Annotated in this window: 11 protein-coding genes; 5 read left to right on the forward strand and 6 right to left on the reverse strand. The window is 61.6% G+C overall.

The features are described 5' to 3' along the window. Window positions 1-479: 479 nt before the first annotated feature. The 4 genes from SANT_RS03420 to SANT_RS03435 are packed head-to-tail and all read right to left on the reverse strand — an operon-like array spanning window position 480 to window position 5,621. Window positions 480-1,862 (reverse strand): sugar porter family MFS transporter, encoded by a 1,383-nt coding sequence (locus SANT_RS03420; RefSeq protein WP_025420905.1) that lies wholly within the window; start codon window positions 1,860-1,862, stop codon window positions 480-482. Window positions 1,863-1,873: 11 nt separating this feature from the next. Beyond that, entirely contained in the window at window positions 1,874-2,857 is a 984-nt protein-coding gene (locus tag SANT_RS03425; protein WP_025420906.1) for a 1-phosphofructokinase family hexose kinase, read from the reverse strand. After that, entirely contained in the window at window positions 2,854-4,191 is a 1,338-nt protein-coding gene (locus SANT_RS03430; RefSeq protein ID WP_025420907.1) for an FGGY-family carbohydrate kinase, read from the reverse strand. Before SANT_RS03430 ends, SANT_RS03425 begins: the two co-directional genes overlap by 4 nt. Before the next feature lie 32 nt (window positions 4,192-4,223). Next, the gene (locus SANT_RS03435) at window positions 4,224-5,621 is read right to left on the reverse strand and encodes an FAD-binding oxidoreductase (RefSeq protein WP_025420908.1); all 1,398 of its coding nucleotides are present in this window, start codon (window positions 5,619-5,621) and stop codon (window positions 4,224-4,226) included. 167 nt (window positions 5,622-5,788) lie between these two features. On the opposite strand from SANT_RS03435, the gene SANT_RS03440 reads away from it, so the two are divergent. Together SANT_RS03440 and SANT_RS03445 are read left to right on the forward strand one after the other, a co-directional pair. Continuing rightward, on the forward strand, window positions 5,789-6,643 hold the full coding sequence (locus SANT_RS03440) for a class I fructose-bisphosphate aldolase (protein ID WP_237234642.1): 855 nt from the start codon (window positions 5,789-5,791) through the stop codon (window positions 6,641-6,643). A 14-nt stretch (window positions 6,644-6,657) separates the two neighbouring features. Beyond that, window positions 6,658-7,620, forward strand: coding sequence for a YhfZ family protein (locus tag SANT_RS03445; protein ID WP_025420910.1), 963 nt, complete (start codon window positions 6,658-6,660; stop codon window positions 7,618-7,620). Window positions 7,621-7,757: 137 nt separating this feature from the next. On the opposite strand, the gene SANT_RS03450 is transcribed toward SANT_RS03445, so the two are convergent. Further along, a complete protein-coding gene (locus SANT_RS03450) occupies window positions 7,758-8,660 on the reverse strand; it encodes a LysR family transcriptional regulator (protein WP_025420911.1) in 903 nt (300 codons plus the stop codon). A 120-nt stretch (window positions 8,661-8,780) separates the two neighbouring features. Here SANT_RS03450 and SANT_RS03455 point away from each other — a divergent pair, with 120 nt between their 5' ends. Further along, on the forward strand, window positions 8,781-10,199 hold the full coding sequence (locus tag SANT_RS03455; protein WP_025420912.1) for an aldehyde dehydrogenase family protein: 1,419 nt from the start codon (window positions 8,781-8,783) through the stop codon (window positions 10,197-10,199). Window positions 10,200-10,496: 297 nt separating this feature from the next. On the opposite strand, the gene SANT_RS03465 is transcribed toward SANT_RS03455, so the two are convergent. After that, window positions 10,497-11,282, reverse strand: a complete 786-nt coding sequence (locus SANT_RS03465; protein WP_025420914.1) for an IclR family transcriptional regulator — start codon at window positions 11,280-11,282, stop codon at window positions 10,497-10,499. 543 nt (window positions 11,283-11,825) lie between these two features. On the opposite strand from SANT_RS03465, the gene SANT_RS03470 reads away from it, so the two are divergent. Then, a complete protein-coding gene (locus SANT_RS03470) occupies window positions 11,826-13,535 on the forward strand; it encodes a M28 family metallopeptidase (RefSeq protein WP_025420915.1) in 1,710 nt (569 codons plus the stop codon). A gap of 43 nt (window positions 13,536-13,578) precedes the next feature. Continuing rightward, complete coding sequence (locus SANT_RS03475; protein ID WP_158500144.1) at window positions 13,579-15,141, forward strand: ABC transporter substrate-binding protein; 1,563 nt, start codon at window positions 13,579-13,581, stop codon at window positions 15,139-15,141. Window positions 15,142-15,145: the final 4 nt, after the last annotated feature.

Genomic DNA, 15,145 nt, shown 5'->3' on the forward strand with positions numbered 1-15,145 from the left:
GCACCGGGATCGTCATTCCCATCGCCGCCGCGGGTTCAGGCTTTGCCGCGGCTGAGGTCATCGCTACCGCCGCCAAGGGGTGAGGTTTTCGCCGTGGCTGGGGTCATTCCCACCGCCGCCGCGTGACCACATGGCGTCGCTATTGCTACCGCTATCACTGCCTCAGGCGGCATTCTCGCGCTCGCCGGCGGGATAGGGCCTTATGGCCTCGGCGGTGCCGCCGGCGTAGGGCACCGGCTTTTGCCGGTCCCCTCGGCAAAAAGCAAAAGCCGCACCGTTGACTGACAACCGGTGCGGCCCTAAAGCGCATGAGTGTAGGTTTACAGAGGTAAGCGCTTATCTTCCGTCGTTGTCTCGTTCCCAGCGCCTTGACGGCAACGCCTGCGAACGGGCGGGGGGAAATAGACCTTGTCGTAAGCGTTTTCGCCCATCACCGCTTATGCCGCCGCGCGGCGGGTGTCAGGCACGCTGCTTCCCGCTTATCGGCGGTTCATTTGCAGCTCGATTTCCTCCAGCGTTTTGCCTTTGGTTTCCGGTACCATCGCTAGTACAAACAGCAGCGCCAGGACCGCGATGCCGGCAAAGATAAAGAAGGTGTTGGCGGCGCTGATATTTTCCACCAGCACCGGGAAAAAGCGGGACACGAAAAAGTTGCCGCCCCACAGGGCAAACGTGGCGATAGACACCGCGATGCCGCGGACCTGAATGGGGAATATTTCCGAAATAATCACATAGGCGACCGTACCGAATGACACCGCAAAAATGGCGACATAGGCCAGAATCAGAATCAGCAACAGCGTGGTATGCGATTCGTTCAGGCGGAATACGCCGCCGATACAGGCGAGCGTTATTGCCATGCCGGCGGCGCCGACGATAAGCAGTGAACGGCGGCCCACTTTATCGATAATCCACATGGATACCAGCGTGGCGGCCACCAGCATCACCCCTATCAGCACGGTGAAAGACATCGCGCCGCTGACGTCCACGCCGGCGGTTTTAAAGATTTCAGGCGCATAATAGAAAATAGCGTTGATACCGGTGATTTGCTGGAACAGCGCGACGCCAAAACCCACCATGAGCGCTTTGCGCAGCCGCGGACTAAACAGATCGCTAACGCGTGATTGACGCTCGTCTCGCAGGGCAAGTTTAACGGCATCAAGCTGTTGCCGGGCGGTGTGTTCATCGGGATTAATTTTCCGCAACACCGCTAGCCCTTGTTCATCGCGGCGTTTACGTATTAGCCAGCGCGGGCTCTCGGGGATCCATAACAATAGCAGCAAAAACACGACGGCCGGAATAATGCCCGTGGCGAAAATAACCCGCCAACCGTGCTCGATATTCCACGCTTCGCTGGCGCGGTTGGCAATGACCGCCGCGACGCTAAACACCGCCAAATTTCCGATACAATTGAACAACTGATTAAACGACACCAACCTGCCGCGAATATGCGCCGGCGAAACTTCGGCGATATACAGCGGGGCGATGGTGGTTTCGACGCCGATGCCGATACCGACCGCGATGCGGAACCAGACCAGCATATCGGCCGACGTGGCCAGCGCTTCGCCCAAAACGCCGAAAATGAAAATCAGCGCGGTCAGCAGTAGGACTTTCTTGCGGCCAATGGCATCGGAAAGCGGGCCGGCTATCGCCACGCCGAGAATACAGCCGATAATGATGGAGGAGGTGACCCAGCCAATACCGTCGGCGCTGAGCGTAAATTTGCTTTGTAGAAACCCGACCGAGCCGGAAATACTGCCGTTATCAAAGCCAAATAGAAAACCGCCCACGGCCGTAACAAAGGTAATCAACAAAACGTTGCGCATATAAGCGCTATTGGCTGCGATGTGTGTGTGCGTGACCATATAACTCTCCGTTATTCGATGGGGGAGTGAGGATCGTTGAGATAAGCGGTCGAAACGGCATGTACCGCGCATTGTTGTTGTAAAACGTCGAGAGCGCTATCCGGCGCCAGACCGGCGGTCAGGCTGGCGGCGTTGGCCGCACCGCACGCCGCCGCGAGCCGGAGATGATCCGTCCACGGGGCTTGGGGATGCGCGCAGAGGCTGGCGATCAACCCGGCGCAGTGCGCATCGCCGGATCCCACGGCGCTGCGCGTGGCGACCCGGGGCGGCGTGATGGCAAACAGGCCATCGGGGGTAAAAGCCACGGTCGGACGGCGGCCGTTAGTGATGATGACGCTGCGTACGCCCTGCGCCAGCCACTGCTGCGGCAGGGCGGCAAGGGAGGTGCCGCTGACCTGTTGTAATTCGTCCCGATTGATCTTGATGATATCCGGTCGGTGCTGCGCGGCCTGTAACAGCGCTTCACCGTGGGTATCCAATAGCGACGGCACCCCCTGCTGCCGGGCCAGGGCTATCCAATCGCCGTACTCCCCAACGGCCATCCCCGCCGGCAGCGAACCGGTGCAGACCAGTGCGCTGGCGCCGGGCAGGATCTGCCCCAGCGCCTGATGCAGCCGTGTCCGCTCCTCTGGCGCAATCGCCGGGCCGCGGGCGTTGTACACCGTGGCGTTGTCTGCATTTTGCCGTTCGATAATGACTTCACAGATGCGGGTAGCGCCGGCGGTGTCGACCCACTGACCCCCAAGATTTTCCTGAGCCAGCAGCGCGCGGCAGAGCATCCCCGTTGCGCCGCCTAAAAAACCGACCAGTTGCGGCGCTGGACAGCTCGGCAGCTCGCCGGCGCGCAGTTGTGACAGCACCCGCGCCACGTTAACGCCTTTTCCCCCCGCCAGCGTCCTGTCGTCTTGCAGGCGGTGGACCTCGCCGGGGCGATGTTGCTCGACCAGCAGCAGCCGCTCGATGGCCGTATTAAGGGACGCTATCACAATCGTCATACCGCCGCCTCCCCGTGCGCCAGCCAGGCTTCGCGGGCGATCATGGCGGCGCCGGTGGCAACCGGTTCCGCCAGTTCGCTGACATACAGCGGCATTTGCCAGCGCGCCTGACGATGCGCGACCATCTCCGGGCGCTGGAACAACGAGCCCATCAGGACTGCGTCCTGCAAGCGGATCGCCCCCAGCTCGCACATGTGTCCCAGCAGGTGGCGCGTACGATCGGCGATGGCATCCAGTACGCCGTATAACACCTGCTGCGGCGTGACGCCGGCGTGCAGATTTTGTAGCGAAAATAACCCCTGATGCTCCTCCTCGCCGAGGGTGACCTGGAGCGCGCCTGGTGCACAGGGCTGCGCCAGATCCTGGAACAGGGGAGCGAAATCGCCGCGGTAAAATAGCTCGGCCAGCGTTTGCATCATTTTGCCGGAAGGCGTGGCGCAGCCCATGACATATTCGCCGTTGCGCCAGGTGCGCTCGATGTCGATACCCAACTGCCAGGCCGTCGGGGTGGGTTGATAGCGGTCGGTCAACACCATTAGGTATTCCGAAGTGCCGATGGAGTCGAACACATCGGTCGGCTGGGTGCTTTGTACCGCATAGGCGGCCATAATCTGGTCGTGGCCGCCGACGAACACCCCGGCGCCGGGGTGGAGCTCGACCTCGGGCAGACTGGCGGGCCGTATCGCGCCGCAGGCGTCGCCGGTACCGGCGATAGGGGCGAACCACTCCGGGCGTAGCGCCAGACGCTCGAGCGTCGGCCTATGGGGACGTAAGGTGTGCAGGTCGAAGCACTGGGAATGGGTAATTTGCGATGCGCTGACCCGCCATTCCCCGGTAAGCCGCCACGCGACATAGCTGCCAAAGTCCGCCCATTTGTCGATGCGGTTAAACAGCGCGGGCTCGTTCCGGCGCAGCCAGGCCAGGCGTTCGGGGCTTTGGTTCGGACGTAGCCGGATACCGGACACCGCGTAATGCTCCGGGGTGTCCAGCCAGGCGCGATCCGCCGCCGACAGTGCGCTGTCCGGGTAATTTTCCCACCAGGCCAGCGAGGGGTAGATCATCTCGCCTGCCCGGTCGACGGCGACCGCTTCCTCCTGGCCAAAGGTGCCGATGGCGATAGCCGCGAGGCCGCCGCAGGGTTTTGCCTCATGGCGGGCATAATGGCTGACCAAATCGCGCACCGCCTGCCATACCGCGCGAGCGTCGTGGAACGTCAGTCCATTAGCCTGTGTGACGGGAGTACGGCATTTTTGCGCCGGGAGCAGCGCGCCGTCTTCAGCGATCCCCATCACTTTGATATGGGTCGTGCCGATATCGATTCCGAGAAACCACATAGCTGTCATCCTCAGTGCGTGGTACGGGGGCGTCAGATCCCAAGCTTGCCAGGGTTAAGAATGCCATTGGGGTCGAGCGCATGCTTAAGCCTGCGCAGCAAGCGATGCGCCGATCCCAGCGAGGCTCTGGCATAGGGGGACCGCACCAGACCGCCGCCGTGGTGGTGAGACAGTTCGGCGCCATGGGCGAGGCAGATCTCCATGGTTACGCGCCAGACGGTCTTAAGTTTGTCCACCGCTAATCGATCTGAGGCTTCGCGGCCAAGCACAATCATGTACATGGAGGTGCCCTGCGGATAAACATGGGAAAAGTGCGATAATACTTCGCCGGCGAGCGGCGTCAGGGCGCGGTTGAGGGCGTGATAAAGACTGTTGATGCCCTCCCAGGTGTGGGCGATCTCGATGGTTTCGGCAAAGCCGCCGTCGCTGTCGAGCAGATTCTCCACGGTGGAAAAATCAAAGCGACGATCCATCCAGCGCAGCGCGCCATCCGGTCCCAGCGTATTACCGCCGTGGCGCTGGGCGATGGTTAAAAACGCCGCCATTTCCGCCCGGGCAATCGCGTCTATCCCCTGCGTGCCGAGAAACATGACCGGTTGGTTTTGCTCAGGGTTTTGCATCGCGTGCCGGGCTTCGGCCGTGTCATAGAGGCGCAATAAAAACGGGCGCAGTCCCGCCATAGCCTGTTCACGCATAATCGCCAGGCCGGCTTCGACATCCGGCAGCGCCAGCGTTTCAAACAGCCGGGTGGGCGGCAGCGGGAACATTTTAAGCTGAACGGCGGTGACAATGCCGAGCGTGCCCTCCGCGCCGATGAACAGCTGCCGCAAATCCGGCCCCATCGCCGCGCGCGGTGAAGCTTTAAGGCGAATTTTTTCGCCGGTCGCCAAAATCACCGTGTAAGCGGTGATCAAATCCTCAATCCCGCCGTAATAGGAGGAAAATTGGCCGGTTGCCAGCGTGGAGAGCCAGCCGCCCACGCTGGACTGGTAAAGCGACTGCGGCGAGTGGCCAAGGGTCCAGCCCATTTGCTGCAGTTCGTCCTCGAGCTTGCCGCCGTTATAGCCGGCGGACACTTCCACCGTCAGATTGGTGGTATTGATGTCCTTTGACGGGGTCATTTTGGTCAGGTCCAGCACAATACCGCCCTGCGTCGGCAGCGGTTGCCCGGTCACCGAGGACGCCAGCGCGCGCGGCGTGACGGGCACATCGTACGCGGTGGCCAGCGCTAGCACCCGCTGGATTTGCGCTTCATCGGTGACCTGGACCACAACATCCGCCTGATAATCATGGCATCCTATTCGTTTGAGTTTGGTGGACAGCGGCCAGGTGTCATGGCTGGACGCCTGGAGGGTATCCGCATCCGACAGCACGCACTCGGCGGGGAGCTGCTCTTTCAAGGCGGTGATGAGTTGGGCAATGGCTGACATAATTTCTCCTGAATGGAACCCGCTTGCGGGGTAAATCAAACGTGAGGCCAAACGGCGCCGCACCGGACTTTATTCGATTGACATCGTCATGGAGGCTAATATACGATCAATTTGCAGAAAGCTGCAAATTGCATTTTATCTTTTTTGTCAACTTTGTGAAGGAGAGCATGATGGATTCCCGAACCGGTAAAGCGATTCGTATGGGGCGCCTGCTACGCCCGGAAACGGGCCACGCCGTGGTGGTGGCGGCGTCTCATGGGGTGATGTCGGGCCCGCCTTCGGGCCTGCGCACCCGCCAGGAGATAGCAAACGTGTTTACCCAGCTGCGCGCCGCGGATGGGGTCATGGTATCGCCGGGAATGATCCCGCTGGTGGAAAACACCTTCATCGGCCGCGACCGGCCGGCGTTTGTGTTGCACCTGGATTGGAAAAACCACGCTCGCAGTATTTACACCCCGGGCAAAGACGGCCGCGGCGAGGGGGTGCTGGCACAGCTGGCGGAGATAGACGAGGTGGCGGCCAGCGGTATCGATGCCGTGATGACCTATCTGTATCTCGGCCAGAAGGACACCGCCCTCGAACAGGCGGAGATCGTGCGCAATACCCGCATTGCCCGGGACTGCGAACGTCACGGTATCGCCCTCATCATCGAGCCGCGCTCCGCGCTGGAAGGGGTTGACCCGGACGCCCTGAGCGCAAAAGTGATGAGCCTTTATTGCCGGATCGCGGCGGATTTGGGCGCCGATCTGGTGAAAGCGCTCTGGCCGGGGTCGGTTGAGGCTTTTGGTCAGATAACCGACACATGTTATACTCCGATTTTGCTGGCCGGGGGCGCCGGGGGCGACGATCCCCTGTCCACATTACAACTGGCCTCGGACGCGATGCAGGCGGGCGCCAAAGGGGTGATGTTCGGCCGCCGGGTGTTTCGCGCCGAGCAACCAGCGCAAGTCCTGTCTGCGTTGGCGGCCGTGGTGCATGACAATCAGAGCGTGGAGCAGGCGTCGCGGCTTCTGGAACGGTAAGGACTGATGACACGATGACGGTTAAGGCGCAGGGGCTGGAGCATCTCTCTCCGGTCGCGTTTATCGCCCGCAGTATTCTTCAGCTCGGCCTGGGTGGGCGACTGCTCACCACCTCGCAGTATCAGGAGCGTCTCGGCATTGGGTCGGGCACGGTGCAAAAGGCGCTGTTGGAGCTGAAAAAAGCGGGGGCCGTCACGCTGGTCTCGCGCGGCCATCAGGGGACTTTTGTCGTCGCCTGGGATTTTCCCCGCCTGTGGGATGCGGCGCGGCTGCCGCCGGTGCACATTCTGCTGCCGCCGCGGGGCTCTTTGGAAGCCACGCTGGTCGCTTCGGCGATGGCGCGGCAATGCGAGGAATGGGGCGTTGTTGTCACCATCGGCTATCTGCGCGGCGCCCGCTCCCGCCTCGCGGCCTTTGCCGCCGGTGAAGCGGACATTGTGCTGCTCTCCGCCGGCTCCGCCCAGGTGCTGTTGCCTGAGGACGATGCGGCGGCGGGTTATACCCTGCTTAATGTGGGCGAAGGGACCTATTACCGACCCGGCAGTTTGGTGGTGGTCGAGAAATTGGGCAATCTTTGGGCGGGCAGGCCGCGGGTGGGTATCGATTTTCACTCCAGTGACCACCAACGTCTGACGCGCGCGCAATTTCCCGCCGCCGATTATGATTACGTGGAAACGGATTTTACCCTGCTGCCGCGGGCGGTGTTTCTCGGTGAAATCGATACCGGCGTCTGGCATCAGGAAGCGTCGCTTATCCCCCTTGACGGCGTCGGGCTTGCGGTGACGCCCCGGCTGCGGCCGCAGGCGCAGCGGCTGGCGAACGACATATCTTCAGCGGTGCTGGTGGCGCAGTCCGACACCCCCGTGGCCCGGTTAATGTCCCTGTTGGATACTTGCCGTATCGCGCAGGATATTCATCTGCAGGATGAGACTAACGCGCTCGCCCTTTCCTCCCGTTTGCCTATTCGGTTTCCCTGAGTCCGGCGGCGCGCAGTGCTGAACCCTAAACACTGGCCCCTGCAGCCGGATCTCCCTCCCTCAACTCCCTCATATCCGCCCCTCATCATACTGCCGGCTCTGTTAACCGCCGGAGGGAGCACGACGCGCAATTAACGTTACGCACGCCGGTCGCGCTGTTCATGAATAAGTTCGATCAACGCTTTCAGTCCGGCCGGTACATGGCGTCGGCCGGGATAATAGAGCTGCAATCCGCCGAACGGCGGGCACCACTCCTCAAGAACGCTGATTAATCTGCCATTGGTAAGTTCGGCGTGGATAAACCATTGCGCCATAAATGCCAGACCGATGCCGCTACAGACCGCCTGATGGATAGCGGGCATTTCATTCAGTACCAGGCGCGTCGGCATATTTACCACGTGCTTTTGCCCATGGCGCTCAAGCTCCCAATGGTATATCCCGCCATGGGACAGGCGCATGCCGATGGCCTGATGATGGACGAGACAGTCCGGTGTCCGGGGTTTACCGTGGCGGGTAAAATAGGCCGGACTGCCGACAATCAGCATACGCGCCTCTCCGGTCAGGGGAACGGCAATCATATCCTGCGGCACGAATTCCGCCAGCCGAATGCCGGCGTCGAAGCCCTCCGCGACGATATCCACCCTGCGCGGCTCGGTGGCGATATCGACGCGCATCGCGGGATAACGCTGCAAATAGTCCCGCAGCAGCGGTTCAAACAGTAGCGTGGCGCATTCTGGCGGGGCGTTGATGCGCAGCGTCCCCGACGGCGCCGCCGTCTGGCTGCTGATTTCGTCCGAGGCGCGCTGTATTTCGGCCAGCGCCGGAGCAATGCGGGCGATATAACGTCGGCCGGCGTCGGTCAGCGCCACGCTGCGGGTTGAACGATTGAAAATACGCACGTTCAGCCGCGCTTCCAGACCCGCCACCGCGCGGCTTACCGCCGTGGCGGACATGCCCAGCTCCCGTGCAGCGCCTCGAAAGCTCTGCCGGTGGGCCACGGCAAGGATCACATCCAACTCTGTCAGTCCGGTACGGTGCATGGATTATCCCGATTTTCGCAACAGACCATGCAGCATATACCGACTTATCGGCGCCGCATAGCCTCTCTATACTTGGCCTCACCTGACCCCTATTGGCTTCCTAACCCGGCGGAGACCCTCATGCAGCACATCGACAAAATCTATATTAACGGCGGCTTCGTCACGCCGCACGGCACGGAAATCTTTCACACCATCAACCCAGCAACGGAAGAGGCGATCGGCACGGTGCGGTTAGCCGATGAAATCGACGCGCGGCGGGCGATAGCGGCGGCGAAAGCCGCGTTCCCCGCGTGGTCGCAGACGTCGACCGCGGAACGCGTTGCCGCGCTCACGCGTCTGCACCACGCGGTGGCCGCCCGCGAGAGTCAACTGATGGCGGCAATTATCGCCGAATATGGCGCGCCCATCGCGCGTTCACGGTGGATGGCACGCTACCCCGCGGAGGTGATTGCGCAGGCCATCGATACCTTGGCGTCATTTGCCTTCGAGGAACCGGCCGGCGCCGCGCGCGTCAGTCTGTGTCCGGTGGGCGTGGCGGGATTGATTACGCCCTGGAACAGCAATGCGGGATTTATTTGCAATAAGCTTGCCACGGCGCTAGCGGCGGGGTGTAGCGCGGTCATCAAGCCCAGCGAATTAAGCGCGCAGCAAACGCAGATAGTGACCGAAGCGCTGCATGAAGCGGGCCTGCCGCCGGGCGTGGTGAATATCGTTACCGGCCGCGGCGAGGTGGCGGGAGCGGAAATCAGCCGCCACCCGGATATCGCCAAGATTTCGTTTACCGGATCCACCGCCGTGGGCAAAGACATTGTGGCCGCCAGCGCCGGCAATCTGAAACGGGTGACGCTGGAATTGGGCGGCAAATCGCCGACGCTTATCCTCGACGATGCCGATTTGGATCTAGCGATACCCATGGCGTTGACGGCGGGGTTTATGAACAGCGGGCAGGCCTGTATTGCCGGGACGCGGATATTGGTACCGCAGCACCGTCTCAAGGTGTGCGAAGCCGCTGTGGTGCAGGCGTTGGCGCACTTTCGCTCGGGCCGTCCAGGGGATCCGGAAACCGCGATCGGGCCGATGGTGAGCCGTAAGCAGTGGCAACGCGTACAGAACTACATACGTCTCGGTGTACAGGAAGGGGCGACTCTGCTGGCGGGCGGAGAAGGGCGCCCGGCCGGACTGGACAAGGGCTGGTTTGTTAAACCTACGGTCTTTACCGGCGTTGATAATGCGATGCGTATTGCCCGCGAAGAGATCTTCGGCCCGGTGTTGACGTTAATGGCTTATCGCGATGACGCCGATGCCGTGGCGATAGCCAACGACAGCGACTATGGTTTAAGCGCGCTGATATTGGGCCACGACCGCCGTCGTGCGCAGGCGCTGGCGCGGCAAATTGAGTGCGGCCGTGTGTTGATTAATACGCTTGATCACGAGCCGCAGGCGCCGTTCGGCGGTATGAAACAATCGGGTCTGGGGCGCGAGATGGGGAAATGGGGCATGCTGGCCTACCTAGAGCCGAAAGCGGTATTGGCGGGCTGAACATCGCGCCAGCGTCGTTCCGCGCGCGGCATCCGCCGGCAGATCCCTTTCGGCAACACGGCCGCGGACGCTTTCCTCGCGCGCGGCATCCGCCGGCAGATCCCTTTCGGCAACACGGCCGCGGACGCTTTCCTCGCGCGCGGCATCCGCCGGCAGATCCCTTTCAGCAATGCGGGCGCGGGCGTTTAACCCAGCGCGGCATCCGCCGGCAGATCCCTTTCGGCAATGCGGCCGCGGGCGCTTAACCCAGCGCGGCATCCGCCGGCAGATCCCTTTCGGCAATACGGCCGCGGGCGCTTAACCCGCCCGCGCATAGCCCAGCATTTGCGACAATCGTCCTGCCGCCTGTACCACCAGCGCGGCCCAGGTGTCGATATTGTCTTTCACCACCCGCGCCGCCGGCGCCGAGATACTCATGGTGGCCACCACCCGCTGCTCGGCGGCAAACACCGGCGCGGAGATGGACAGCAAATCATCGCTCACTTCGCCGCGGCTGACGTTGTAATGCTGCTGGCGGATGTCGGCCAGACGCGCGCGCAGCGTGCTCTGATCGGTCAGGGTATTGGCGGTATAGGCCGCCAACGCCGTGGACAAATACCGCTCGCGCTCCTCCTCCGGCATAAACGCCAGAAAAATCTTGCTTGAGCCGGTATGTAAGGGGCGTCGACGGCCGATAATGGCATTGACGCGGATTTCTCGCTCCGGCTCCCAACTGGCGATACACATCGTTTCCAGCCCGTCGCGGATGCGGAGCTGCACGGTTTCAGCCACCTGTAATCCCACCTCACGTAAAATCGGTTCAGCCAAACACACTAAATCGATCTGCGCACGGGCGGCATTACCGATAAGCAGCGATTGATAGCCGAGATGAAACGTTTTGCCGTCCCGGCTCCGTTCAATCATGCCGCGGGCCTCGAGATTGCGCAGCATGCGGAAAATGCGCTGTCGGCTGGCGCCCAACTTGCGGGCAATCTCGGAAAGACCGAGATGGGGGTCGCTTGAGACGATCATCAACACATCCAGCGCGCAGTCTACGGCGTCAATGCGGTAGCTGGCCTCTGCCTCGGTTTCTTTCTGACTCACGTTTCACCTTATTCTGTGTGAAATGGCGCGCTACAGCACGGCGGCGGCGGCCTGCTGCCGCCGTTACGGCGAAATTTATCGTCTCATCATAGCGATTATTAATGGTTATGCACCAGGCCGTTGCTCACCTGGCGCAGCTGTTAGGCGCTGTTGCTAAAGCCGGTCGCGGCGCGCGGATGGCGGGCCTGCGCGGCGCATCTTCGGCCTAGGGCCTGCGAATAGCGGAATTTCCGCTGCCGTGATTTTGTCTAACGCACTGAATAGAAATAATAAATAGCCTCAATATGCCAAGGTTTTGCCGCCGGGCCGCAGGGCAGGCGATGAGCGGCTTGATGCGGCCCTGCCGCCACGCTGAGCAGAATGCATCGCTGACGCCGGCGCAATAAATTTTACTTATTTATTTTGTCACACTGTGAGTGACGTCGTTTTATCTATGTTGACACAAGAGTTTTATTGCATAAGTATGCTCAGAAAACAACCGTTGGGAAAGTGTGCAGCCGGCGCTGCAGGCGAACCGACCCAGGGTGAAGGAGCAAAAGGAAAGTGAACCAGACGACACCGGTAGCGGAAAATGGGGTGTTAAGCGCGCTCAAGGCGCAAATTGACGGCGGCCGGATGATGGCGACGCTCGGCGAACTGGCGCGCTGGATCAAACTGTCCGGCTCGCCCGAAGAGCGCGAAAGCCTGGACTTTGTTCGGGCGCAGATGGCGGCGCTCGGTTTTGACACCGAGATCATTCTGCATGATGCCTTCATCAGCCTGCCCGGTGCGGCGTCGCTGCGCATCGGCGCGCGTGACGTTACCTGCATTACCCATTCGATGTCGCCTGCCACCGGCGCGCAGCCGGTAGTGGGCGATGTTATTGATTTGGGCACGGGATCGGACGCGGATTTTGCCGCGCAAAACGTGGCCGGCAAGCTGTTGCTGATAACGGGCATCGCCACGCCGGGGGTCGCCGAGCGTGCCAGCCGCGCCTGCGCGCTCGGCGTTATCCAGACCAGCCCGCATCGGCATATTCATGAGATGTGTATCTCGCCGGTATGGGGGAATCCGTCGCTGGAAACGGTGGCTAATTTGCCGCGCTGTCCTTTCGTTTCGGTGTCGCAGGCGGACGGCGATGCCATTCGCGCCGACCTGGCCCGGGGACCGTTAACCGCAACCATGACCACCGCGGTGGATACCGGCTGGCGCAAAACACCGATTTTAGTCGCGCAGATGGACGTGGCGGAGGATAACGAACCGTTTGTCCTGTTCTCCGGCCATCATGACACCTGGCATTACGGCGTGATGGACAACGGCTCCGCCAACGCCACTATGATCGAAGTGGCGCGCGTCTGCGCCCAGGAACGCCATCTGTGGCGGCGCGGCTTGCGTATTTGTTTTTGGTCCGGCCATTCCCACGGTCGTTACTCCGGCTCCGCCTGGTATGCGGATGAACATTGGCACGAGCTCAATCGCCGCTGCGTGGCGCATGTCAATATTGACAGCCCGGGGGGCGTCGGCGCCGGCAATCTGGCGAATACCGGCGTGATGACCGAACTGCGTCCGCTGGCGGCCGGCGCCATTATGGCCGAGGCGGGGCAGGCTCTGGCCGGCAAGCGCAAGGCCCGCTCGGCGGATGAATCTTTTCAGGGTATCGGTATTCCCTCGCTGTTTGGCTCTCTCAGCGGACAAACCGCGCTAGAGCCGGGAATGCGCAACGCGCTGGGCTGGTGGTGGCATACCCCCGATGACCTACTGGACAAAATTGACGAGGCCAATTTGTGCCGCGACGCCCGCGTGGTGCTTGAGGTGCTGTGGCGTCTTCTGAGCGATGAGGTCTTGCCCCTTGACGAGGCGGGTAAAGCGGCGGAACTGCATACGCAACTGGCAACGCTTACGACCGAGCTGAACTACCGCTTCTCTTTGCAGGACCTGACGGCGCAGGCGCAGCATTTAGTGCAGTCGCTACTGACGCTACAGGACCCGCAACATGCGCTGCCGCCCGGCCAGATCAATGCCGCGCTGATGGCGGTATCGCGCGTACTGGTTCCCCTCGATTACACCTACGGCAACCGTTTCGCGCACGATCCGGCGACGCAGGTGCCGGCCTGGCCGTTATTGGCGCCGCTGCGCCGTTTGGCGGCCGCCGACCATCAAGGGCAGGACCACCGCTGGCATCTGGCGCGGGTCAGCGCCGTGCGGGCGCGGAATCAACTCGCTTATCAATTGGCGCAGGCGCAGGCGGCCGTGGACGACGCGCTCAATGGCTAAACAACGCGACGGGATGGAAAAAGGGACCCTGATGAAAAGAGCTATGACGAGTGTCGCGGCGCTGGTGCTGTTGTGGGGCGCCGCCGCCCGCGCCGACGATCTGGTCATCGGTATGAAAGCCGCGGTGGACAATGCCGATCCGCACCAGCTGTTTACGCCTAATCGCAATGTCGATTTGCAGGTTTACGAGCCGCTTATCTATCAAGATCGCTACCTCAAACCGCAGCCGTGGCTGGCGACCGCGTGGAAAAATATTGACCCCGTCACCTGGGAGCTTACCCTGCGTGAAGGCGTGAAATTCAGCAACGGCCAGCCTTTTACCGCCGAAGATGTCGTGTTTTCCCTGCGCCGCGGCTTAACGTTGGACGGATTGCGCACCTACCGCGGTTATCTGAAAGATATTGTCAAGGTAGAGGCGCTGGACGCGCATCGGATCAGGATCACCACCCGGCAGCCGACATCGTTGCTGCCCTGGAATTTGACCTCCATCGGCATGGTATCCGCGGCGGCGGCGAAAGGGGCGACGGCGGCGGATTTTAACGGCGGCCGCGCGGCGGTGGGCACCGGCCCCTATCGCTGGGTGAAATGGACGCCGGGCCAGGAGGTCGTGCTGGCGAAGAATCCCGACTACTGGCAGGGTGCCGAGCCCTGGGATAAGGTGACCTACCGCTTTATTCCCAACGATAGCGCCCGGGTGGCGGCGCTGTTATCCGGCGATGTGGACGTTATCGACCAGGTGCCGGGCAATCTGAGCAAGCGTATCACCGCGAATCAAGGCACCGCGCTGGTAGAGGACACTTCGGTGTTCAACGCGTTTCTGGCGCCGGACCGTTACTACGACGTTTCTCCGTTTATTACCGCCAACGACGGTTCGCCGCTGCCGGGTAATCCGTTTAAAAACCCGCAGGTGCGGCAGGCCCTGACGCTGGCCATCAACCGCGACGGACTGGCGAGCCGGATTATGCAGGGCGCGGCCACCCCTACCGGCCAGCTGGCGCCGGAAGGGATGAAAGGTTATGACCCAGGCATCGCTCTGCCGCGCTATGATCCCGCCCGCGCGCGGCAATTGCTCAAGGACGCCGGTTATCCGCAGGGCTTCCGGTTGACCCTCCATTGCTATAACGATCGGTTCGCCGGCGACGCACAGACCTGTCAGGCGGTAGCGGCGATGCTAACGGCGGTGGGCATCACCACACGCGTGGAAACCATGCCCAGCTCGGTCTTCTTTAAGCGCGCCACCAGCGGCGGCGCAAACGGCGGGCCGGGTTTCTCGATGTACATGGCGCTGTACGGCACGCCCACCGGCAACAGCACCAATTTCCTTATCACCACCGTTGAGACCTATGACAAAGCCAAAGGCCTTGGCATCAATAACCGCGGCCAGTACGCCAATCCGGCTATCGATAAGGTGATCGATGCTTCGCAAACCACTTTTGATGATGCCGAAAACGAGAAATTACTGCTGCAGGCCACCCGGATGACCCTTGAGGACCAGGCGGTGATCCCGCTGTTTTTCCTCAAATCCTCCTGGGGCATTCGCGCCGGCTTAACGCTTGAGCCGCGCCGCGATGGCTTCACCATGGCGCGCAATATCCGCCGTCGTTAAGGCG

The sequence above is a fragment of the Sodalis praecaptivus genome, from assembly GCF_000517425.1.
Classification (GTDB): domain Bacteria; phylum Pseudomonadota; class Gammaproteobacteria; order Enterobacterales; family Enterobacteriaceae; genus Sodalis_A; species Sodalis_A praecaptivus.